This is a genomic window from Streptomyces cylindrosporus (assembly GCF_022698165.1).
Lineage (GTDB): Bacteria > Actinomycetota > Actinomycetes > Streptomycetales > Streptomycetaceae > Streptomyces > Streptomyces cylindrosporus.
Map to the genome: position 1 here is coordinate 455,784 of NZ_JALDAY010000005.1, position 21,829 is coordinate 477,612.

Consider the following 21,829-nt stretch of genomic DNA (forward strand, 5'->3'; position numbering starts at 1 on the left):
GCACCAGTCTCAGACATCGTCCGCGAGCGCCCGCACCAGCGCCGCGGTCTGCGGGTCCCGGTCCGCGGTCACCGACAGCACGGCGACGAACTGCTCCACCAGCCAGTCCCGCAGTTCGTCGACCGGCGGCCGCTTGTCCTCGTCGAGCCAGATCAGCGAGGCCGCCTCGACGGCGGTGATCCACATCCGCACGGTCATGCGCAGCAGCAGGCCGGGGTCCGTGACCCCGAGATGGCTGAGGATGTGCTCGGCGGCGGCCCGCCGTACCCCGTCCACGATGGCGGTGGTCCGGGAGGTCTCGACGACGCTGCCGCCCTGCAGCAGGGCGCTGAACCCGGCGTCGTGCTGGTCGACGAAGGCGAGGTAGCGGTCGAGGGCGCGGGCGAGCCGGGGGAGGAGGGGGCCGACGCGGGCCTCGTCGAAGCACTGCTGGAGCTCGTCGGCGGCGGACCGGAGCGCGGCTTCGTAGAGCTGCTGCTTGCCGCCGGGGAAGTACCGGTAGACGAGGGGGCGCGAGACTCCGGCCGCCTCCGCGACGTCGTCGAGGGAGACGTCCTCGGGGGCGCGGTGCGCGAAGAGGCCGAGGGCGGCTTCGAGGAGCTGACTACGGCGCTCCTCGACACTCAGCCGACGGTAGGCGGGGGCGGCGGGCGGGGTCATGCCTCGCAGGGTAGTCGGCCGTCTGCGGGTACGTCGTGGCTGGTCGCGCAGTTCCCCGCGCCCCTTGAGGTTGGCGTCGCTGGACCCACTCAAGGGGCGCGGGGAACTGCGCGCTCAACCCCCACCGGCCCGCACCCGCCCTCAGGCCAGCAGCCCCGAGCTCTTCCACAACCGCCGCCCAGCCCCCCGAAGCACCCCGATGTCATCCAGAAAGTCGGTCAACCGCTTCGCGCCCGTCTGCATGACCTCCCGCCGATGCCCACTCGCCTTCACCTGCGCCAGCGCCTCCCGCTTGTCCAGCCCCACATTCGTGTACACCTCCGGATTCACGAAGGCGACCGAGAACACCCGGGCGAACTCCCCGGACGTGACCCGGGTGAACTCCTGCGACCACCGCGGCGCCGTCACCATCTGCCGCCTCAGCTCCTCGCGGGCGTACCGCACATGCCGGGCCTCCTCGACCACGTGGATACGCGTGACCCCCCGGATCAGCGGCTGCACCCGCTCGTCCGGGAACGTCAGCCGCTGCATCCAGTCCAGGACCTCCTCACCCAGCAGCGTCGCGGTGAAGGACCCCGGCGTCGTCGAGATCGTCTTGAACAGCCGGCCGAGGTTCTGGTGGGTCCGGGACACCGGATACCAGGGCGCGTCCCCGCGCTCGATCAGCCGCGCGAACATCTTCGAGTGCCGGCACTCGTCCTCGATCTCGGTCAGCGCGTACCGCACATGCGCGGTCGTCGCCGCCTTGTCGTAGATGTGCCGCACCAGCAGCTGCATGAGGATCAGCTCGAACCAGATCCCCAGCGAGGCCAGTGCCGCGGCCTCGTGCTGCGAGAGCAGGATCCGCTGCTCCTCGCCCATCCGCTTCCACAGCGGCGTGTCGTACAGCGAGACCAGCTCCGGCGGCCAGAACCACTTCCCCTCCTCGAAGGGCGCGTCCCAGTCGAGTTCCTTGTCCGGGTCGAAGGAGTGCTTCGCGGAGGAGGCGAGCAGCCGTTCGGCGACCTGCTCGCGGTCCTTTAGCAGCCCGAGGGCGTCGCGCAGGCCGTCGAGTGCGTCTGCTTCCGTGAGAGTCGTCATGACACTTATGAGACTGCCTGTCAGCAAGCCCGTCAATCCCCTTCACGGGACTTGTTGACTCGGCGTCTACATGTGAGCCTGCGGGGTATGCCGACCCATGAGCTGTACACCAACGATCCCGGTGACTATCTCTGGCAGGTCCCCGCGTCCGGCGCGGCCCGCTTCAGCTGGGAGTACGAAGACGGCCGCGAACGACTGCTCGCCCTCTACCAGAAGGGCAAGGACAAGCAGTGGGACGGGCAGCGGCGCATCGACTGGGATCTGGAGGTCGATCCGTACGACGTGCTGGGCACCCCGGACGAGTCCATCTCGCTGTACGGGACGCCGTACTGGGCGAAGATGAGCGAGAAGGAGCGCGGGGAGCTGCGACAGCACTACGCGTCCTGGCAGTTCAGCCAGTTCCTCCACGGCGAGCAGGGCGCGATGGTCTGCGCGGCGCGGATCGTGGAATCGGTGCCGGACCTGGACGCCAAGTTCTACTCGGCGACGCAGACCATGGACGAGGCGCGGCACGCGGAGATCTACGGCCGGTTCCTGCACGAGAAGGTCGGGATGGTCTACCCGATCAACGACAACCTCCAGTCGCTGCTGGGCGACACGCTCCGCGACAGCCGCTGGGACATGCCGTATCTGGGCATGCAGGTGCTCATCGAGGGCCTGGCGCTGGCCGCCTTCGGCATGATCCGCGACACCACGACCAAGCCCCTGCCAAAGCAGATCCTCGCCTACGTCATGCAGGACGAGGCCAGGCACGTGGCGTTCGGCCGCATGGCGCTGCGCGACTACTACAAGCAGCTGACCGACGCGGAACTGCGCGAACGCGAGGAATTCGTCATCGAGGGCTGCTACTTGATGCGGGACCGGCTGCGCGGGGTCGAGGTCCTGGAGAACTTCGGCATCCCCAAGGCCGAGGCCGAGGAGTACAGCGAGAACTCCGAATTCCTGGCCCTGTTCCGCCAGTTGCTGTTCTCCCGGATCGTCCCCTGCGTCAAGGACATCGGCCTGTGGGGCAAGCGGCTGCAGCAGGCGTACGTCGACATGGGCGTCTTCGAGATGGGCGACTCGAACCTGGACCTGCTGATGGCCCAGGACGAGGAGATCGCGGAGAAGCTGGACGCGGAACGCTTCGCGGCGGAGGAGCAGGCCCGGGTGACGGAGGTGCGGGAGGCGATCGAGGCGGGGGCGGCGGAAGGCTGACGGGAACCGGAAGCGGCCCAGGGCGCGCGGACCGCTTCCGGAGGCGCCCGCTAGACCGGGCAGCCCAGGTCCTCCGGCACTTCGCCGACCACCGCCTCCTCCGTCCCCGGCGGGAAGGACGTACGGAGCGTGAAGGCGTACGGCGTCGGCCCGTTCGCGCGCAGGTGCAGGACGCGCTCCTCCGCCTCGGCCACCGTCGGGCGGTGGCCCGCCGGCACCCACCACAGGGCCGTCATCGCCTCCTGCACCCGCTCGAAGAACTCCCTCCGCCGGGCCAGCATCTCCCGGTGGCGGCCCTGGTACATGAACGCCGTCAGCGCGTTGGTGTCCCGCCACACCGACATGTTGATGATCAGCCACTCGTCGCCGAAGACGGCGATGTCCGTCGCGTCGCCGGCCTCGCCCTGCAGCCGCCAGACGAACCCGTCCGCGGCGTCCGCGTCGGCGTTCACGGGGTCGAGGTTGTCGACGAAGTCCTTCAACTGCGGTGAGTCCAGCGGGGCTTTGAGACGTCCGATGTTGACCTGGGCGAGTTCGTACGCGGCGACTGAAGTCATGTACCGAACGTTAGGTCGGGAGTTGCCGTCCCCGGTACCCCCGTCTCACGAACCGAGCACCGCCTCCATCACGGCCCGCGCGATCGGCGCCGCGACCCCGCCCCCGGTGATGTCCCCCCGGTCCGCGGACGCGTCCTCGACCACCACGGCGACCGCGACCTTCGGCTCCAGGTCACGTTCCCCCTGCGCCCACGACACGAACCAGGCATACGGCGTACCGGAGTTGCCGAGGCCGTGCTGGGCGGTCCCGGTCTTGCCGCCGACCGTGGCGCCGGGGATCGCCGCGTTCGTGCCGGTGCCCTCGGTGACCACGTCCTCCATGAGTTCCTTCATCCGTACGGCCGTCGCCGGATGCATCGCCTGCCGCACCGGCCGCGAACCGGACGTCGACACCGTGTCCCCGTCGTCCGTCGTCGTCCGCTCGACCAGATAGGGCGGGCGCACCTGCCCGCCGTTGGCCACCGCCGCCGCGACCATCGCCATCTGCAGCGGCGTGGCCCGCGTGTTGTACTGCCCGATCGACGACAGCGCCAGCTGCGCCTTGTCGACCGAGGTGTCGAAGGTGCTCGGCGCGACCGAGAAGGGGATCCGCAGCCCGGCGTCGTTGAACCCGAAGTCCTCCGCGGTGGCAGCCATGTCGGCCACCCCGACATCCACCCCCAGCTTGGCGAACACCGTGTTGCACGACCACTCGAACGCGGCCCGCAGCGAGGCGTCCGCGCACCCGTCCCCCTCGTTCGTCAGCGTGGTCGACGTACCCGGCAGGGTGTACGGATCGGGCGAGTCGGTCGGCTTGTCGACATCCGTCACGACCCCCGCGTCCAGCGCCGCCGCCGCGGTCACGACCTTGAAGGTGGAGCCCGGCGGATACGTCTGCCGCACCGCCCGGTTCAGCATCGGCTTGTCGGGATCCGAGTTCAGCCGCGCCCAGGACCGCTCCGTGGCCGCCGAGTTGCCCGACAGCACGGCGGGATCGTAGGAGGGACTGGACACCAGGGCCAGCACCCGCCCGGTCGAGGGCTCCACCGCTGCCACGGCACCCTTCCGGCCCCCCAGCCCCTCGTAAGCCGCCTGCTGCGCCGCCCTGTTGAGCGTGGTCACGACGTTCCCGCCCGGGCTCTGCGCCCGCGTCAGGTCGTTCCACAGCGGGAACGGCGTGAGCAGCGGGTCGGTCCCCGACAGCACCGCGTCCCCGGAGTGCTCCAGGAGCGTGGTGCCGTACACCTGCGAGGCGAAGCCGGTGACGGGGGCGTACAACGGGCCGTTGGTGTACGTGCGTTCGTAGCGGAGCTGCTCGCCGGTGTCCCGCGAGCCGGTGACCGGCTTGCCGCCGACCAGGATGTCGCCGCGCTTCTGGTCGTAACGGGCGATCGTGGCGCGGCGGTTGGCCGGGTTGTCGTCGTAGCGGCCGGCCTGGACGACCTGGATGCGGGTGGCGTTGACGAGGAGGGCGACCAGGAGGAGGGCGCAGAAGACGGCCGCGTGCCGGATGTACCTCGTCATGGGGCGACCTCGCCGTCGTACTGGCTGCGGGCCGAATCGCTGACGCGGATCAGCAGGGCGACCATCGCCCAGTTCGTGACGACCGAGGAGCCGCCCTGGGCGAGGAAGGGCATCGCCATGCCGGTGAGCGGGATCAGGCCGCACACCCCGCCGGCGATCACGAAGACCTGGAGCGCGACGATCGAGGCCAGCCCGACCGCGAGCAGCCGGCCGAAAGGTTCCCGCAGCGACAGCCCGGCCCGGTAGCCGCGCTCGACCAACAGCCCGTACAGCAGGAAGATCGCGGACAGCCCCGCGAGCCCCAACTCCTCGCCGGCCGTGGCCAGGATGAAGTCCGACTTGGCGGCGAAGCCGATGAGGATGGAGTGCCCGAGCCCGAGCCCGGTCCCGAGGACGCCGCCCGCCGCGAAGGCGAAGAGCGACTGGGCGAGCTGATTCGGCCCTTGCCCCGCGTCGATGGACGCGAAGGGGTGCAGCCAGTCCTCGACCCGGCTGTGGACGTGCGGCTCCAGCCAGCCCACGGCCACGGCACCGAGCGAGGCGAGCAGCAGCCCGACGGCGATCCACCCGGTCCGCCCCGTGGCGACGTACAACAACACCACGAAAAGCCCGAAGAACAGCAGCGATGTCCCCAGGTCCCGCTCCAGGACCAGCACCCCCACGCTCAGCAGCCAGATGGCGACGATCGGGCCCAGCACCCGGCCGGTCGGCAGCTGCATGAACCACACCCGGCGGCCGGCGTACGCGAGCGCGTTGCGGTTGTCGGCCAGGTAGGCGGCGAAGAAGACGGCCAGGAGCACCTTCGCGAACTCGCCCGGCTGGATGGAGAACCCGGCGATCCGGATCCAGATCCGGGCGCCGTTGACGGCCGGGAAGAGGATCGGCAGCAGAAGCAGCACGAGGGCGGCGACGACACAGACGTACGAGTACCGCTGAAGCACCCGGTGGTCGCGCAGTACCAGCACCACCACGATGAACAGGGTCACGCCCAGCGTGGACCACACGAGTTGGGTGGGCGCGGCCCGGTCGCCGGGGGTCTCCAGGTCGAGCCGGTAGATCAGGACCAGGCCGAGGCCGTTGAGCAGGACGCCGATCGGCAGCAGCAGCGGATCGGCGTACGGCGCCCGCAGCCGTACGGCGATGTGCGCGAGGAGCGCGAGCACGCCGAGCCCGGCGCCGTAACCGGCGGCGCCGGGCGGGACGGTGCCGTTCTTGGCGAGGCCGACGTCGCAGTAGCCGTACACCGAGAGCAGGACGGCGAGGACGATGAGGGCCAGCTCGATGCCACGGCGCCGGGGGAGGCGTACCGCGGGAGCGGGGGGATCCGCTGTGGCCACGGTGGTTCCGGCGTTGGTCATGTCCGGAACCTACCCAAATAGTGCGTCTTGCGACCTCAGGGCCTCAGCACCAGCGTGGCGTGGGCCCGATGGTGTCGATGTACCGGGCCGAACCCCAGGCCCAGGTGCCGTCGGTGAGGAGGTACCAGCGGTTGTTGCCCTGGATGTTCTGCCCGACGGTCTTGCAGAAGATCGAGACGCGCTCGCCCCGGTAGGCCACCCGGATCACCTGGCTGCCGCGGTTCGGCGCACTGCGCAGAAACAGCTCGCTCGCGGTGACGACCCCCCGGTACAGCCGCGGGTTGTTGTGGTGCTCACCGTGGTCCCAGTCCCCCCGGTCGTCCTGCTGGCTGAACCCCGGGTCGCCACCCCCCTCGTCCCACTCGTCGTCGGCGAGCGCGGGCGTGGCGACGACGGAGGTGATGAGGGCACCGGCGGCGGTGGCTATGGCGAGACGGTTGAAGGCGGAGCGCAGGAACATGGGGTGTTACCTCCACGAAGGGGACGAACCTGACTTACCGCCACGTTATGAGCGAATGCCGAGGGTGGCCTTTCGAATTGGGCCAGCCGAGGTCTTTTGCTTTTAGGGGCGCGGGGAACTGCGCGATCAGCCCCCACCGAGCGTCAGTCGCGCCACGGCCCCGCCTCCCACGGCGTTGGCGAACTCCAATCGCGCCCCAAGAACCTCCGCCTGCCCCACCGCAATGGTCAGCCCAAGACCATGCCCCTTCGCGCCCCCCTCCGTCCGAAACCGCTGCGGCCCATGCTCAACCAGATACTCCGGAAACCCGTCCCCGTGATCCCGCACCACCACCACAGGCCCGTCCACCGTCACGGACACCGGCCCCCGGCCGTGCTTATGCGCGTTCGCCACAAGATTCCCCAGCACCCGCTCCAGCCGCCGCCGATCCGTCTCCACCCGCGCGTCCCGCACCACCACGACCTCGGTGTCGGTCCCCGACGCCCGCACCACCCGCGAGGCCAGCGCCCCCAGCTCCTCCGCGTCCAGCTCCAGCCGCTCCCGCCCGGTGTCCAGCCGCGAGATCTCCAGCAGGTCCTCGGTCAGCGTCCGCAGCGCGGCCACCCGGTCCCGCACCAGCTCCGTCGGCCGCCCCGGCGGCAGCAGTTCCGCCGCCGCGTGCAACCCCGTGAGCGGCGTCCGCAACTCATGCGCGACATCCGCCGTGAACCGCTGCTCACTCAGCAGCTTCCCCTGCAAGGACGCCGCCATCGAGTCCAGCGCCGCCGCCACCGCGGCCACCTCGTCCTGCGGCCGGGTCGGATCCTTGGCCCGCGCGTCGTCGACCCGCGCGTCCAGGTCGCCCCCGCTGATCCGCCGCGCGACCCGCGCGGTCGCGTGCAGCCGTCGCGTCACCCGGGTCACCGCGAACGCCCCGACCAGCAGCGTCGCCCCGATCGCCAGCCCCGACGACCACAGGATCGACCGGTCGAGCGCGGCGATGGTGCGGGACTGCTGCGAGTAGTCGACCTCGACGGCCAGGGCCCGGTCCCGGTCGGCCGGCCCCGCCGCCCACATCGTCGGATGCCCGCGATGTTCGGAGACCATCGTGCCGCGGTCCCCCTCCACCGCCAGCGAGCGCAGTGCGTCCGGCAGCCCCGGCGGATCCACCCCCGCGCCCGGCAGCAGCGTGTCCCCGGCCTGGTACGCCTTCGTCGCGTCCGCCAGCCGGGACAGCGCGAGGTCGCGGGCCTGCCCGACGGTCTGGTTGGTCACCGAGACATGCACCAGCACACCGAGCATCGCGGCCAGCGCACAGCACATCACGGTGATGAACGCGGCGGCCTTCACGGCGAGCGTGCCGGCCCAGTGGGGGAGCGCCGGTCCGGTCATGGGCTCGCCGAGGGGGAGACGGACGGGGTCGACTGACGCTCGCGCCTGCCGTTGTGCAGCATCTCGTCGTGGGTGAGCAGCATGACGCGCTGCTCGGGGTCCCAGGTCCACTGGAAGCGGTACTCGTAGTCCGCGAGGTCGGACGGCGCGTGGATGATCACCGAGTGCCCGGCCAGCTCGACGCCGCTCACCGCGTCGTCGTTGGACATCACCTGGACCACCCGGCCGCCCTCGACGGTGTAGACGCGCACGGCGGTCTGGTTGCCCGGCAGCAGCCGGAAGCCCAGGGTCAGGTCGGCGTGTCCGTCGCCGGTGACGTCGCGGTAGTACGCCTTGAGGAGCGGGCACCGGTCGTCCGCGGGCTTCCCGCCGCAGTAGGCCATCCGGCGTACCGTCTCGCGGTACTGCGCCTTCGAGCCGGCGTACTCGTCCGGGTGCTGGGCGATCTCCGCCTTCACCACGGCGACCGGATCCACCTTGCGGATGTCGCCGCCGGGCGCGGTGATGCCCTTCATGACCTCCGACTCGCCGTTGTCGTAGTTCCAGGCGGGGCTGGAGGCGGGGGTGAGATCCGGCCACAGCTTGGCCGGGCTGGTCGCCGTCGGCGTCGACCCCGCGCCCTCCAGGCCGCCCGCGTCACCGCAGGCCACCGCGCCCGCCGCGAGCACGCCGACGGCGGCCACGGTGCGGAGGAGGCGGACGGGGCGGCTGGGCTGCACTGTGCTCCTGGGGTGCGGGTTGTCGTGTGGGTTGTCGACGGCCCGTACACCCTATTCGTACGGAAGTCCTTTTTGCGCACTCATGGTGCACTCATGTGGTGCACTTATGACACGCCCGTGCGTGCGAGGAAACGTTACTCGGCGAGCTCCTCAAGCAGCCGGGCCGTCGGCAGGCCCGCCCGCAGATAGTCGACGAACAGATCGTTGTGCAGCGCCCACGGCGAGCGACGGGCCCGGATCAGCCGGATCGCCTCCTCCGCGGAGTGGCCCCGCCGCACCAGGGCGTGCGCGACCACCAGCCCCGAGCGGTTGTAGCCGTGGTAACAGCGGACGAGGACCTCACGGCCCTCGTCCATCGCCTCGCTCGCGGCCTGCGCCAGCCGGATCACCCCCGCGAGCTGGGTCCCGTCCAGCGGCCCGTCCGGAATGGGCCACACATGGTGTTCGACGCCCGGATCGGGACCGTGCCCGGGCAGTCGTAGCAACGTCTGTACGAGATCGAACTCATCGCGTACGACGGCGAACTCGAGTTGTCCGGAACGCCCCCGGAACTCGTGCCCGCCCATCCACAGGCCGGGCACGATCTCGCTCCACGGGTCGTCCGGGGCCGGTACGTCGGGCTGCTTCCTGCGGGTACGCAAACACGCCTCCCCAAGTCCCCCTCCCAACTCCTGTCAAAGGTAACCGGGTTCTTGCCCGCAGAGCACCCCGCCTGTTCCCATGGTCAAGGGGTGATGGTGCATGAACGGACTGCGCGTCATACCGACCTGGCGACACGGTCAGGAGCGGCTCTACGTGTGCCAGACGGACGGACGGAACATCGCCTGGTACGACCGTGAGGCGGCCAGGGTCAACCTGCTCAGCGAGGACGAGCACGAGGAGGTGCTGGAGGTCCTCGGCCCCTTCATCACCGGACCGGTGACCGTGGGCCCGCCGCCGGTGCCGACCCCGGCCGAGCTGGCGCGGCTCTCCCTCCACCCGGACGACGACCTGGCGCCCAACCGCCCCGGCGAGGCGCTGCTGGTTGCCCTGGACCGCGAGCCCGGCCCGAACCACCGGCTGCGCCCGGACCCGCGCCGCCGCGCCCTCCTGGCGGAACAGGCGGTCGGCGAGGCCCTCGACCGGCTCGACGGCGCGGGCTGGCACGCCCTGCACTCGATCCCGCTCCCGGGCGGCGACCGCGTCCACCACCTGGCGATCGGCCCCGGCGGCCTGTTCGCCGTACACACCCTGCACGCCCGCAAACAGCGGGTGACGGTCGCGGACCCCATGGTCACCCTGGGCCGCCGCGACCCCCACCCGCTGCTGCGCCGCGTTCGCGCCGACGCCGACCGCGCGTCCTACGCCCTGACGGCCGAGGTCCACCCGGTGCTGGCCCTGGTCGCCCCGTCGGACGTCTCCGTCACGGCGCCCCTGCGCGAGGTCCGCGTCCTCCGGGACACGGAGGTCGAGGGCCTCGCCCGCACCGGCGGCGTACTGAAGCCGGCGGACGTGGAGGCGCTGCACGCGATGGCGCGGGACCGGGGGACGTGGACGCGGGTGTGAGTTCCGCCCGGCTCCCCCCGGCACGAGGGACCCGGAGCGGGGTCTACTTCAGCGGCCTGAAGAAGTGGTCGAGGGTCCAGGCGCCGATGCGGGTGCCGACGCGGTTGGCCACGACGTCGCTGGTCCGGAAGTGGATGCCGGCCCAGACCCGGGCGTTGATCACGTCCCGGTTGTAGTCCGCGGCGCTCGTGTACGTCCGGGTGGTGCCCGTGACGGCCGAGGAGATACGGAAGTCGATGTCGCCGCCGGTCAGCCGGGACAGGACCTTCATCGTGGCGCCGTCGTTGGTGCAGTGGCCGCTCATGTAGTCCGGGTAGGCGGGTGTGTCGAGCAGCGGCAGCCAGTCCGGGTCGGGCGAGGTGGCCGGGTTGCCGTCGGTGTCCGCGAGCCGGACCGCGGTGATGGGGCGCCACTGGCCGTAGGTCAGCTTGGCGTTCCACGCGGTGATCGACGCGTCGGCGGTGGCCGTACCGGTGGCGGCGAACAGCCGGGCCGCGTCCACGATGTCGAGCCCGTGCCGCTCGACGTACCCGCGATAGGCAGCCTGGAACTGCACCGGCAGCACGTCACCGAAGAACCGCCCGGTCTCGGTCTGCGCGTCGGTCCGCCCGGACCCCGTCCGCGCGCCCATCGCCTTCACCTCGGCGAAGTCCTTCGTGTACGTCGTCGAGGTCAGCGCCGGCGGGGGACCGGGCCGGAGCTGGTCGGAGGAGTCCAGCACCATGGGCCGCACCTTCGCGAGCCACGGGTCGACCATCGGCGCGTTGGCGGGCAGGGTGGGTCGCCAGACGCCGGGCGCGGGCGGCTTGTCGAAGGTGACCGGCGCGCCCCGCCCGTCCCCCTCGCGCAGCCGCACGATGTGCGCGGCGGCCTTCTCCCCGAAGGCGACCCCGTCGTCCTCGGCCTTCCCGTCGGGGATCTTGGCGAGCGAGGCGGTGTAGGCGGCGTCGACGCGGGCCTGCGAGGCCGGGAAGTAGGTGAGCAGGATCCGGTGCGCGGCGGCAGCGGCGGCGGCCTCCGAGGAGGCGTGCCGGGGCCCTCGTACGTCCCACTTGTACTCGGCGTAACGGCCCTCGATCCCGACGACCGCGTTGTAGACGGCGGCGTCGACGAAGCCGTACCAGAGGAACTGCTCGGCCCCGGGCCGCTTGGCGTCGGTCTGGACGACGTCCACGGCGGTCCGGCTCCAGTCGTCGATCACACCGGCGCCCGGGACGGCCCTCGGGGCGAGGTGCGCGTCGGCCGCCTGCGAGGCCCAGGGCGGGGCGCCGAGGGCGAGGACTGTGAGGCCGAGGACGAGGGTGCGGCGGACGCGGGCGGTGGTACGGCGGACGCGGACGGTGGTGCGGGGGTGGGGAGCAGTGCGGGGTCCGGGCGCTGCCGATGATCCATGCTGGTCCTTGGCCAGATGGTGTGCCATGGGTGCCCCCCTTGGCTGGTTTCCTTGGCTGTTTTCTTGGCAGGTCGTGTGGGCTGGGCTGGTCTTCTTGGCGGGCTGTCGTGCCCGAGTTTCGTGCCTTGCTTTCGGTTGGCGAGCCAAGGGTGCACCCATGCCCGGGGTGGACTGGGAAATTCCGCGGATTGGCCAGCCCGCTGAACGCGCTCCCGCCACGGGAGGGACCGGAGGGGCTCGCGGTGGGCCGCGGGGTCAGGGAAGCGGCGCGGCGGTGTCTGGGTCGAGGAGTGGGGCGAGCAGGTCGCCGTGGTCCTGGAGGCGGGGGGCGATGTCGGGTGCCTGGAAGGCCAGCTGGGCGGGTGCCGTGCACTCCTCGACCTCGCTCCAGGTCACCGGCGCGGAGACGGTCGGTTCCGGCCGGGCACGCAGGGTGTACGGCGTGGCGGTGGTCTTCCGGGCCGCGTTCTGGCTCCAGTCGACGAAGACCTTCCCGGGCCGCAGGCTCCGGGTCATCCGGTGCAGCACGAGCCGCGGCATGGCCCGCTCGGCCTCGACGGCGAGCTGTTTGGCGTACTCGCTGACCTGCTCGGACGAGGCGGAGCGCACGGCGGCGAGCAGGTGCAGCCCCTTGGACCCGGAGGTCTTGACGAAGGCGTCGATGCCGTCGTCCGCGAGGCGTTCGCGCAGCCACAGGGCGACCCGGCAGCAGTCGACGACGGTGGCGGGCGCGCCGGGATCGAGGTCGAAGACGATCCGGTCGGCGACACCGGGATCCCGTACGACCCACTGATGCGTATGGAACTCCGTGACCAGATTGGCGGCCCACATCAGACTCGGCAGATCCTGCACGAGCACCATCCGGGCCGGCCCCTCCGACCGAGGCACCTCGGCGGTGGTGACCCAGTCGGGCGTACCGGGCGGCACGTTCTTGGTGAAGAACACCTGCCCGTCCGGCCCGTCGGGATACCGCAGGAAGGAAACGGGCCGATCCCGCAGGTGAGGAAGGATCGCGGCGGCGTTGACGGCGTAGTAGTGCAGCACCTCGCCCTTGGTGAACCCGGTCACCGGATAGAGCACCTTCTCCAGGTTGCTGAGGGCGAGCCGTCTCCCCTCCACCTCCGTGATGGGCGTCATACCATAAGAATTCCAGACATTCCGGAAAGGATCCCGCCTGTGAGATCCATATGGAACGGCGCCATCTCCTTCGGCCTGGTCAGCATCCCGATCAAGCTGGTGAACGCCACCGAGAGCCACTCGATCTCCTTCCGCCAGATCCACCTGGAGGACGGCGGCCGCATCCGCTACCGCAAGTTCTGCGAACTGGAGGACAAGGAGGTCACGTCCGCCGAGATCGGCAAGGGTTACGAGGACGCCGACGGCTCGATCATCCCGATCACGGACGAGGACCTGTCCCACCTTCCCCTCCCCACGGCGAAGACGATCGAGATCGTGGCCTTCGTCCCGGCGGACCGCATAGACCCCCTCCAGATGGACGCCTCCTACTACCTGGCGGCCGGCGGCGCCCCGGCTGCGAAGCCGTACACCCTGCTCCGCGAGGCCCTGAAGCGCAGCAACAAGGTGGCGATAGCGAAGTACGCGCTGCGGGGCCGCGAGCGCCTGGGCATGCTCCGCGTGGTGGACAACGCGATCGCCATGCACGGCCTCCTGTGGCCGGACGAGGTCCGCGCCCCGGAGGGCGTGGCCCCCGACACGAAGGTCACCGTCAACGACAAGGAACTCGACCTCGCGGACGCCCTGATGGACACCCTGGGCGAGATCGACCTCGACGAACTCCACGACGAGTACCGCGAGGCCCTGGAGGAGGTCGTAGCGGCGAAGGCAGCGGGCGAAACCCCACCGGAGGCACCGGAACCGGCGAAGGGCGGCAAGGTCCTGGACCTGATGGCGGCCCTGGAGAAGAGCGTGAGCGCTGCGAAGAAGTCCCGGGGGGAGGAGGGCGAGGAGGGCGGGGAGGCCGAGGCAGAGGCCGAGGTGAGACGCCTACCGGCCCGGAAGTCGGCCCGGGCGACTCCGAAGCAGACGACGGGCAAGAAGTCGACGGCGACGGCGACGGCGAGGGCGACAGGAAAGAAGACGGCGGCGAAGAAGACCACGGCGTCGGCGAAGAAGTCGACATCGAAATCAACACAGGCGTCGAAGAAGACGACGGCGAAGAAATCAACCCAGCCAAAGAAGACGACCCCCCGCAAACGGACGGCATAAGAAACCGCACCCGCCCCCGCCAGCCGCGGCGAGAGCCTGACTCTTCTCCCGAAACGGGGACTCCAGGCATGCGACAAGACCCCGCACTCAGCTGGCCCAAGTTTCCCCCGCCACGGCTGAGCGTCTCGCGAAACTCCTGCGCCTGCGCCTGCGCCTGGCTCTGGCAAACGGCTTCGGCCGAGACCACAACGACGGCGATCCCGGGCCGACCACCGCCGACGTGAGCGTTTTCGGTGACGGGTCAGTTGCCCTGCCGCCCGGCCGGGACCAGCGCCCCCCCACTTGGCCTGGTGCGGTTGTGATACGGCAGCCGAGGCATCGGCCGGCACCTGCCGTCTGGCTTCCTGCCGCTTGTTGTCAGGCGCGACGCTTGGGCGGAACCGGCCCTGGAATCACATGCTTTCCGAGATGCTCTTTGATGAGGTACTTCAACTCGGGACCTTAAATGAGCTGAAGCCGGCCGTGCTGCCGAGCGAATTCGTGGCTCGCCCTGCCGAATCACGACGTGGTGATCAGGACACCTTTCGCAGCTCACTTGTGTTCCACGACCCGGCAAGAGCTTGGACGGATTCAACTCCGACAAGCTTGCTGTTGCGCTTGGCCTGGATGATGCACTCACCGGGCGCCGGCGAGGAGGGCGAGGACCTTCGGCCAGCCCTGCTCCTTCGCGACCGCGTTGCCGACGCGATTGCCGCCCAGGGATGGGTCAACTGTGCCCTCCGCGAGGAAAGGGAAGGTTCCGACACCGTGCCCGGCCCCGGGGTAGATCAGCGCCTGGTACGGATGCCGGTCCTGGGCCGCGTGCAGCTCCTCGGTGATCGCTTTGACGTAGGTCGGTGATGGCCATAGGGCATCGTCTGCGCCGGCGATGGCCAGCAGGGGGCCGCTGAGGTGGTCCAGCGGGATGCTGCCCTGGGGGATGGGGCGCCCGTCCTTGGTCCAGGCGTTGCCCCCGCCGAATCCCTGGTTGACGTTGGACGACGGGGAGTACACGACGACGCCGTGGATCAGACGGGGATAGTCCTCGGCGAGGAGCAGGGCGGGTTCGCTGCCTCGGGAGTAGCCCATGGCGATGACGTGCGAGGAGTCGGCGCTCGGCTGGGCTGCCAACAGGCGGGCGGCGGTGGCGAAGTACTCCAGTGGGACGTTGCGTAGGGTGGCCGGCAGGCCAGGCTCCCCGAAGTAGCCCAGGGCCAGCGTCGGGTAGCCGTGGGAGGCCAGCAGAGCCGCCTCCCACTTCATGCTGACACCGCCTTCGGATCCGCCGAAGACCAACACGGCCGGATGCCGGGGCGTTCCGGGCCGCGGCAGGAACATCTCGCCGACGACCTTGTCGTGGGCCAGGGTGAGCGTTCGGCTGCTGACTCCCTTGGCCTTGCCTTCCCGGGTGAGCGTGCGGCTCGCCAACTGCCGCCCATGCGCCGTCACGGTGATCTTCACGGCGTACGAGGGGGAGGACTCAGGGGAACGGAGGGAGAAGTAGTCACTGTTCGGATCGCCGGTAGGGGGCCTCATCGACCAGAACAGGCCCATACCGTCGACCGTGTTGTACGTCCCCGACACCGGCCTCGTCGTGGAGAGGTCAACGAGACCGTGGTCGTCCGCGATGAATGTTGCTCGGCCGTGCCACACCTTGCCGTCGCGTGCGGTCGCCGACGAGCCGACAGTGATCTCGTCGTGCGGCTCCAGACCACTGACCCTCAAGCGAACGGCCTGATCCGCGAGAGCCATCGGAGCATCGACCCCGATCACCGCCCTGCTACTGGCCTGCACCCCGGACGAGCATCCCGCAACCCCCCAGCCGATCACGACAGCCCCCATAAGGGCCAGCCCCTGCAACCGTCGTAACGACACCTTGCCCCTCACCACCAGGAATTGATCCACCACACTGATCTTGAAGCGTCCGTCGAGTCAACTCTGGGCCCGTTGTAGGGCCCTAGGTGTGCTGTCCGGAGTCGTGATCAATACAGAGCCGGGTGCGGTCCGGGAGCCGGCTGGGGTCCAACCCCGCTCACAGTCGTAGAACGAGGCCCCATATACCCCACACCACCAGACCGAGCATGGCGAAGGCCAGCAGGTGACAACCGCAGGCCGCTTGAACGGCGTTCGGCTGATCCCTGCTCACCGGCGGCCTCTTCTCGCGCCATTTCGGGACCATCATGCGGGCTCAGAACCACCAGGCAGGAAGGGCCACAGGCACGGCAACGGCCAGCAAAATGACGTACGCGACCGGCGTCGACTGGACATACATGTGCGCAAGGAGGACGGGACGCCCGGCAGACTCAGGAACGGTCACCGTGAGCTGATCATCCCAAAGCCGACCGTCTGCTGAGGCGACGGCGCGGTGCCGGACGACCACAGCCGACTAGGGCCTGTCTCTTTGAAAGGCTATGGGCGCCATTCCTGCTGGTAGGCGGGGTGTTCGGCGTATGACTGGCCAAGGACTCTCAGCGCGTATGCCAGGCCGGCCGAGCGGGAGTCCGAGGGGGCCATGGCTTTGTAGTCGTTCGCCAGTTGCTCGATCAGATCGAGCATGGGGAGGTGGCTGTCGAGAAGAGCCTCGCCGCCCATGGTGTCAGCCACGTAGGCATAGGCGTGGTTGTCGTCCATGATGCGTGCGACGAGGAACTCCACAAGATCGTCCATGTGGCCATCCTCGCGGGCAAGGTGCTTCGGCCGTCAAGGGGCTGTCCAGATGAGGATGGCCGCGAGCTGAAGTGCGGCCTGGTAGGCGATGGCGAGCTTGTCCGTTCGCAAGGCCAAGCCGCGCCACTGCTTGAGTCGGTTGATGCATCGTTCGACGGAGTTGCGCTGCTTGTATGCCTCGGCGTCGAAAGCGGGTGGGCGGCCTCCGTCGCGGCCTCGCCGCAGCCGGTGGCCGGCCTGGTCGAGCGGCTGCGGGATGACTGTGCGGATTCCGCGTCGCCGGAGGTGATTGCGGATCGCGCGGGAGGAGTACGCGCGATCCGCCAAGACGGCATCGGGTCGGGTTCTCGGTCGACCGGGGCCGCTTCGCGGAACACGGATGCCTGCCATGACGATCTCGAAAGCGGGGGCGTCGCCAGCCTGACCTGCGGTGACGCGAAGGGCCAGAGGCCGTGCACGGCTGTCGCTGGCAAGGTGCACCTTCGTACTCAGGCCGCCGCGGGAGCGTCCGAGGGCGTGGTCGTCGGGTTCGGCCCGGCCTGGCGCCCCCTTTTCCTGGCACCGGCAGCATGCTGGTGAGCCCGGCAGACGGTGGAGTCCACCGAGACGGTCCAGCCGATGTCGGCATCAGCGTCCGCTGCTGCCGGAACTGCGGCGAGGATGCGTTCCCAGGTGCCGTCCACGGCCCACCTGATCAGTCGTTTGTGGGCGGTCTGGAACGAACCGAGCTCGGCCGGCAGGTCTCGCCAGGGCGAGCAGGTGCGGTAACTTCCACGCGATACCTTCCAGGGTTCGGCGGTGATCGGCCCATCGCCGACCGCGGACCGGATCGGCCGGCATCAGCGGCTCGATCCGGTCCCACATCGCATCAGTGATCACTAATCGCACAGACATATCCGGTCAACTGATCAACCCATCAAAGAGACACGCTCTAGGCCCCCGGGGCCCGGGCCGCTAGACGGTCCTGCATAGACGCGCATGCAACTGAGAGACGGAGAGTGGGAGTTAATCGCGCCATACCTGCCGATCGGCGGGCACGGCGCGTATCCCACGCGGCTGCGACAGCAGTTCGAAGGCGTGATCTGGCGGTGCAAGACCGGCGGGTAGTGGCGGTAGATGCCACAGGAGTTCGGCGCCTGGTTGACCGTCCAGGGAGGGCGACTGCGAAGAACAAAGCGGCAGGACGGCGGGAGGAGCCCGAGCGGGAGGAGGGCCGACGTATCCGTCGGCGGAGACAGTTCCGGTTGCAGGCCGCGTGCCTCGGGCGCTCCCGGGTCGGGCAGACCAGCAGGGTTTCACCTCGCTGCTGACCGCCGGTACCGGCCACTGGCGCTGGAGCCGGGGAGGGCTGAAACACCCGGGTGTTTCAGCAAGTGCGTCGGACAGGTGGGACACCTCCGTTTCCGTGACGACCGGCTCGATACCGTGAAGCGGGTCCCTACAGACCAGGACGCAACACGCAATGCGTGGTCTTGGAGATCACCCCAGTATCGGCGAACGCATCGCGTTCTACCGGAAGCGCCGTGGCCAGACGTTGGCCGGCCTGGTCGGTCTTAGCACCGATTGGCTCGCGAAGATCGAGACCGGGCGCCGGAATCCGCCGCGCATCGATATGCTCACGGAGCTGGCGCGCGACTTGCGTGCACCTCGGGGACCTGCTCGGACAGACCGTGCTCATGGAAGACGAGCGGCAACAGGACGATGTCCCCGCCGTGCGGGGCGCTCTCATGAGCCCGCGTCGCTGGATCGGCTAGTAGAATCCGCTCAGGCTTCCTCGCTCAGAAGACACCCGGCAGGGAAACTTTATATATCAACTTGGCCGTGTAGCTCCGCTTTCGCGGCTCGAATGAAGGTCACTTCTTCTGCGTCGAATTGATGAACGGCATCGAGGTACCGTTCACTGAGCATTGGAGGGCGGGGTGCGTGCCCCTCAAGGAGCGCTTCGAACTCATCGTGTTCGAGCGAGTTGGGCGGTAGCGCTCTTCCTGCCTCACGGCAGGCCAGTTTCGCAGCGATGACTTCGCGAGCCTCGTGTTCATCCAACGCCGTGGGATCGGGAGAAGCTGTCCAACGGAGACGGCGCACATGAGAAAGCGCCTCAAGGAGGATTTCAGCAGGGCCGCTCACGCTCGGCGGTTGATCGTCCATTAACCTGTGAAGCTTTCCCAACGCTCTCTCAAAAGTGGCTTGCTCGCCAAAGTAGATGACCATCGCCTTAACGGCATTGGTCATCACTGCGGCAGACGCAGCTACGTCTTCGGGCCCCTCTAGCTCGATGATTGTTTGAGCCTCTTTGAGGGCAGCGAGACCATCTTCGACAGCAGTCTTCCCGGCCTTAATGCTCTCTATTGGGAGATCTTCCGCGTTGTCCGCGGCGAATCTCTCACCCACCTCCCTTACACGATGGGCGGCGAGGAGGAACGAGACGTAGGCTTCTCGCTTGATACTGCGATGCCACTACAAGTGCGTTGCGCGCGTCTCAGCCCGGACAGCGTCCAATGCTGCACGGATTGACGATTCGGCTTGAGCCATCCCCGCCTCGCTGGTGGCCTCCGCCGAGCGCAGGGCGGCTTTGGTCTGCCATCGGCCAACGAGCACGGAGGCGGGTACTGCGATGAGGGCCACTCCGGCCGCAGAGAGCGCACCTATCCCTTCAAGGTCCATGCCTGTCATGGTGCCGCACCCCAGGGGCACGCCTGGGCCGGGAGGCCAAGCCATCCCAGTGGCAGCCGTAGCACCCACACGCTCCTCACACGCGAACCGTGAGAGAGAGTGAGAAAGGGCGGGAGTCAGTGAGAGTGACTCCCGCCCTTTTCTGTCGGCATTCGCCCTGGTCAGGTCTCGAATCAACCTTCAGACCGGCGAGTGCCCCCGGCAGGATTCGAACCTGCGCACACGGCTCCGGAGGCCGTTGCTCTATCCCCTGAGCTACGGGGGCGTGTCCGCTGCGCTGTGTGCGCGGCGACGGGTAGAACCCTACCAGCTCCAACAGGGTGTTCATGAACGGGTTTCCTGACGTCGGCCCGGGTGTCGGTGCAGGGTGATGGACGTGGGGGTGCCTGCGCGTCGCGTCTCAGTGGTCGTTGGCTTCGGCTCTTCGTGCTGGCTCCGTACACGCTGTCCCGGTGTCCCCCGCGCAGGTTGGAAGTGGGGAAAAGCCGGACGCGGTGGCCGGTGTCGACCTACTCTCGAGTTGTGCCAGGCGCGTCGGGTCGGGTGCTTGTTGTGGACGACAACAAGGTCATCCGGCAGCTGATCAGGGTCAATCTTGAGCTCGAGGGGCTCGAGGTCGTGACCGCGGCCGATGGTGCCGAGTGTCTGGATGTCGTCCATCAGGTGCGGCCCGATGTCGTGACGCTCGATGTCGTCATGCCGCGACTCGACGGGCTGCGGACCGCCGCGCGGCTGCGTTCCGACCCCCGTACCCGTGACCTCCCTCTCGCCATCGTCAGCGCCTGCACCTCCTACGAGGTCGAGACCGGCCTCGACGTCGGCGTCGACGCCTTCCTCGCCAAGCCCTTCGAGCCCGCCGAACTCGTACGCCTCGTACAGCAGTTGATCGAGCGGAGGAGGAGTGGGAGAGGGGAAGGGGAGCGGGGAGGAGCGGTGGGAGTGGCGGGAGGGGACGGTCGCGATTCGGGGGTCGGGTCCGTCCTCGGGGTCGGTGAGGCCGAGCGGGCCGGGCGCGCCGCCGGCGCCTGAGAACGTCAAGCCCCCTGCTGGCAACCGAGCCGCGCCACGCCACAGTGAGAGCGGCTCCGCCGCCTCGACATGTCCCGCCCGGTCCCACCCCCACCCCTGCCTCGTCCTCGCCCGGCCCCCACCCCCCGTCCCACATCCCGGACCCTCCCCAAACCGGCTCGCCTACCCACCCCCCTCCTCCCATACGCTTGTCCCGTGACCCCCGTCGAGCTCTCCCACACCGTGCTGCGCGCGGTGCGTCGTGCTGTCGACGAGGGGGAGCTGAGTGTTGCCGTTCCGGTACGGGCCGTGGTTACGCCGCCCGGGCCCGGAGGCTGCGGGGACTACGCCACCAACATCGCCCTCCAGCTCGCCCGGCCGGCCGGCCGTGCGCCCCTCGATGTCGCCCAGATCCTTCGGCAGCACCTCGCCGCGACCGACGGCATCGCCGACGTCACCCTCACCGGGCCCGGTTTCCTCAACATCAGCCTGGGGGAGGCCGGGGTCTCCGCCGAGGTCGCGCTCGTGCGGGACATCCTGCGGGCGGGTGCCGCGTACGGGCACTCCGACGTTCTCGCCGGGGAGATCGTCGAGCTGCGGATCCCGTACGACGACGTCCGCGCCGAAGTCGTTGCCGACGCCCTCGGCCGGATCATCGCCTCCCAGGACGGCCGCGCCGCGGTCGAACACCGTGAACCGGTCAATCTCCGTCCCGTTCCGGCCCCGGAGGACCCCGCCCCGCTGGGCCCCGACGCCGCCCGCTGGGCGCTGCTGCACCCCGCCGCCCACGACCGTCCCCGGATCACCGCCGACCACCTCGTCCAGCGCGAGAGCAACCCGCTCTTCCGCGTCCGTTACGCCCACGCCCGCACCCGGGCCCTCAGCCGCAACGCCGCCGACCTGGGCTTCACCTCCGAGCCGGGCGACACCCGGGACTCCGAGGCGATCGACGCCAGGCACCTCGAACCCTGCGGAAGCCCGCACACCGATGCCGATGCCGATGCCGATGCCAATGCCGAGGCCGTCGACTCCGGACATCGCGCCCCCAGCGGCATCCCGCGCCCCGAGGCTTGCAGCCCCCGGCACTCCGACATCACCTCCCTCGTCACCCCCTTGGTGACCGCCCTCGCCGACCACTCCCGCATCCTCACCACCGCGGCCACCCGCCGTTCCCCCGATCGCCTCACCCGGCAGCTCGTCACCGTCGCCGATGCCGCCCTCGCCCTCCTGCCCACCGTCCTCCCGCGCGGCGACGAGAAACCCTCGGCCGCCCACCGCGCCCGGCTCGCCCTCGCCGAAGCCGCCGGGACGGTGCTGGCCGGCGGCCTGTCCCTGCTCGGCATCGACGCACCCGACCACCTCTAGAAGCCACTGGAGCCGCCGCCGACTGGAAGTCACTGGACAAGCCCGACCAGGGCCACGGGTCAGGTTCC

20 protein-coding genes, 1 tRNA gene and 2 pseudogenes are annotated in these 21,829 nt (G+C 69.6%); 7 read left to right on the top strand and 16 right to left on the bottom strand.

The genetic code is table 11. The annotated features are described in order from the left end of the window. Positions 1 to 9: 9 nt before the first annotated feature. Together MQP27_RS18405 and MQP27_RS18410 are read right to left on the bottom strand one after the other, a co-directional pair. Positions 10 to 660, bottom strand: a complete 651-nt coding sequence (locus MQP27_RS18405) for a TetR/AcrR family transcriptional regulator (RefSeq protein WP_242766277.1) — start codon at positions 658 to 660, stop codon at positions 10 to 12. Between the two features lie 141 nt (positions 661 to 801). Beyond that, positions 802 to 1,740: an AurF N-oxygenase family protein gene (locus MQP27_RS18410; RefSeq protein WP_242766278.1), complete on the bottom strand. Its 939-nt coding sequence runs from the start codon at positions 1,738 to 1,740 to the stop codon at positions 802 to 804. An 87-nt stretch (positions 1,741 to 1,827) separates the two neighbouring features. Here MQP27_RS18410 and MQP27_RS18415 point away from each other — a divergent pair, with 87 nt between their 5' ends. After that, entirely contained in the window at positions 1,828 to 2,937 is a 1,110-nt protein-coding gene (locus MQP27_RS18415; protein WP_242766279.1) for a ferritin-like domain-containing protein, read from the top strand. Between the two features lie 50 nt (positions 2,938 to 2,987). On the opposite strand, the gene MQP27_RS18420 is transcribed toward MQP27_RS18415, so the two are convergent. The 7 genes from MQP27_RS18420 to MQP27_RS18450 form a co-directional block, all read right to left on the bottom strand. After that, positions 2,988 to 3,494 carry a DUF3291 domain-containing protein gene (locus MQP27_RS18420; RefSeq protein ID WP_242766280.1) on the bottom strand — a complete coding sequence of 169 codons (507 nt, stop codon included), beginning with the start codon at positions 3,492 to 3,494 and terminating at the stop codon, positions 2,988 to 2,990. 45 nt (positions 3,495 to 3,539) lie between these two features. Then, positions 3,540 to 4,997, bottom strand: coding sequence for a penicillin-binding transpeptidase domain-containing protein (locus MQP27_RS18425; protein ID WP_242766281.1), 1,458 nt, complete (start codon positions 4,995 to 4,997; stop codon positions 3,540 to 3,542). After that, positions 4,994 to 6,355: an FtsW/RodA/SpoVE family cell cycle protein gene (locus tag MQP27_RS18430; RefSeq protein WP_242766282.1), complete on the bottom strand. Its 1,362-nt coding sequence runs from the start codon at positions 6,353 to 6,355 to the stop codon at positions 4,994 to 4,996. Before MQP27_RS18430 ends, MQP27_RS18425 begins: the two co-directional genes overlap by 4 nt. Before the next feature lie 43 nt (positions 6,356 to 6,398). Beyond that, entirely contained in the window at positions 6,399 to 6,815 is a 417-nt protein-coding gene (locus MQP27_RS18435) for an SH3 domain-containing protein (protein ID WP_242766283.1), read from the bottom strand. Positions 6,816 to 6,941: 126 nt separating this feature from the next. Continuing rightward, positions 6,942 to 8,186 carry an ATP-binding protein gene (locus MQP27_RS18440; protein ID WP_242766284.1) on the bottom strand — a complete coding sequence of 415 codons (1,245 nt, stop codon included), beginning with the start codon at positions 8,184 to 8,186 and terminating at the stop codon, positions 6,942 to 6,944. Continuing rightward, positions 8,183 to 8,905 carry a hypothetical protein gene (locus MQP27_RS18445; RefSeq protein ID WP_308289947.1) on the bottom strand — a complete coding sequence of 241 codons (723 nt, stop codon included), beginning with the start codon at positions 8,903 to 8,905 and terminating at the stop codon, positions 8,183 to 8,185. The genes MQP27_RS18440 and MQP27_RS18445 overlap by 4 nt, the downstream gene beginning before the upstream one ends. A gap of 134 nt (positions 8,906 to 9,039) precedes the next feature. Continuing rightward, entirely contained in the window at positions 9,040 to 9,546 is a 507-nt protein-coding gene (locus MQP27_RS18450) for a protein-tyrosine phosphatase family protein (RefSeq protein ID WP_242766285.1), read from the bottom strand. A gap of 100 nt (positions 9,547 to 9,646) precedes the next feature. On the opposite strand from MQP27_RS18450, the gene MQP27_RS18455 reads away from it, so the two are divergent. Continuing rightward, on the top strand, positions 9,647 to 10,450 hold the full coding sequence (locus tag MQP27_RS18455) for a nuclease-related domain-containing protein (protein WP_242766286.1): 804 nt from the start codon (positions 9,647 to 9,649) through the stop codon (positions 10,448 to 10,450). Between the two features lie 43 nt (positions 10,451 to 10,493). On the opposite strand, the gene MQP27_RS18460 is transcribed toward MQP27_RS18455, so the two are convergent. Together MQP27_RS18460 and ligD are read right to left on the bottom strand one after the other, a co-directional pair. Continuing rightward, complete coding sequence (locus MQP27_RS18460) at positions 10,494 to 11,870, bottom strand: vanadium-dependent haloperoxidase (RefSeq protein ID WP_242766287.1); 1,377 nt, start codon at positions 11,868 to 11,870, stop codon at positions 10,494 to 10,496. 228 nt (positions 11,871 to 12,098) lie between these two features. Then, the gene (gene ligD, locus MQP27_RS18465; RefSeq protein WP_242766288.1) at positions 12,099 to 12,980 is read right to left on the bottom strand and encodes a non-homologous end-joining DNA ligase; all 882 of its coding nucleotides are present in this window, start codon (positions 12,978 to 12,980) and stop codon (positions 12,099 to 12,101) included. Between the two features lie 39 nt (positions 12,981 to 13,019). Here ligD and ku point away from each other — a divergent pair, with 39 nt between their 5' ends. Beyond that, positions 13,020 to 14,069 carry a non-homologous end joining protein Ku gene (ku, locus tag MQP27_RS18470; RefSeq protein WP_372511225.1) on the top strand — a complete coding sequence of 350 codons (1,050 nt, stop codon included), beginning with the start codon at positions 13,020 to 13,022 and terminating at the stop codon, positions 14,067 to 14,069. A 615-nt stretch (positions 14,070 to 14,684) separates the two neighbouring features. On the opposite strand, the gene MQP27_RS18475 is transcribed toward ku, so the two are convergent. The 3 genes and pseudogenes from MQP27_RS18475 to MQP27_RS18485 all read right to left on the bottom strand — a co-directional run bounded on the left by MQP27_RS18475 (position 14,685) and on the right by MQP27_RS18485 (position 17,609). Beyond that, on the bottom strand, positions 14,685 to 15,890 hold the full coding sequence (locus tag MQP27_RS18475; RefSeq protein WP_278196213.1) for an acyl-CoA thioesterase/bile acid-CoA:amino acid N-acyltransferase family protein: 1,206 nt from the start codon (positions 15,888 to 15,890) through the stop codon (positions 14,685 to 14,687). A gap of 567 nt (positions 15,891 to 16,457) precedes the next feature. Then, positions 16,458 to 16,715 (bottom strand): DUF6221 family protein, encoded by a 258-nt coding sequence (locus MQP27_RS18480; RefSeq protein WP_242766290.1) that lies wholly within the window; start codon positions 16,713 to 16,715, stop codon positions 16,458 to 16,460. A 33-nt stretch (positions 16,716 to 16,748) separates the two neighbouring features. After that, positions 16,749 to 17,609, bottom strand: a pseudogene (locus MQP27_RS18485) (IS5 family transposase). An 84-nt stretch (positions 17,610 to 17,693) separates the two neighbouring features. On the opposite strand from MQP27_RS18485, the pseudogene MQP27_RS18490 reads away from it, so the two are divergent. Then, positions 17,694 to 18,050, top strand: a pseudogene (locus tag MQP27_RS18490) (transposase); the annotation flags it as partial. Between the two features lie 127 nt (positions 18,051 to 18,177). Next, positions 18,178 to 18,591 (top strand): helix-turn-helix domain-containing protein, encoded by a 414-nt coding sequence (locus MQP27_RS18495; RefSeq protein WP_242766291.1) that lies wholly within the window; start codon positions 18,178 to 18,180, stop codon positions 18,589 to 18,591. Here the strand turns inward: MQP27_RS18495 and MQP27_RS18500 are convergent. Together MQP27_RS18500 and MQP27_RS18505 are read right to left on the bottom strand one after the other, a co-directional pair. After that, positions 18,519 to 19,106 (bottom strand): hypothetical protein, encoded by a 588-nt coding sequence (locus tag MQP27_RS18500; protein ID WP_242766292.1) that lies wholly within the window; start codon positions 19,104 to 19,106, stop codon positions 18,519 to 18,521. The two genes, MQP27_RS18495 and MQP27_RS18500, sit on opposite strands and share 73 nt — an antisense overlap. Positions 19,107 to 19,581: 475 nt before the next feature. Continuing rightward, positions 19,582 to 19,653: transfer RNA gene (locus MQP27_RS18505), tRNA-Arg, on the bottom strand. A gap of 287 nt (positions 19,654 to 19,940) precedes the next feature. Here MQP27_RS18505 and MQP27_RS18510 point away from each other — a divergent pair. After that, positions 19,941 to 20,417: a response regulator gene (locus MQP27_RS18510; RefSeq protein WP_372511226.1), complete on the top strand. Its 477-nt coding sequence runs from the start codon at positions 19,941 to 19,943 to the stop codon at positions 20,415 to 20,417. Positions 20,418 to 20,612: 195 nt separating this feature from the next. Next, positions 20,613 to 21,761, top strand: a complete 1,149-nt coding sequence (gene nrtL / locus MQP27_RS18515; RefSeq protein WP_242766294.1) for an ArgS-related anticodon-binding protein NrtL — start codon at positions 20,613 to 20,615, stop codon at positions 21,759 to 21,761. Positions 21,762 to 21,829 lie beyond the last annotated feature (68 nt).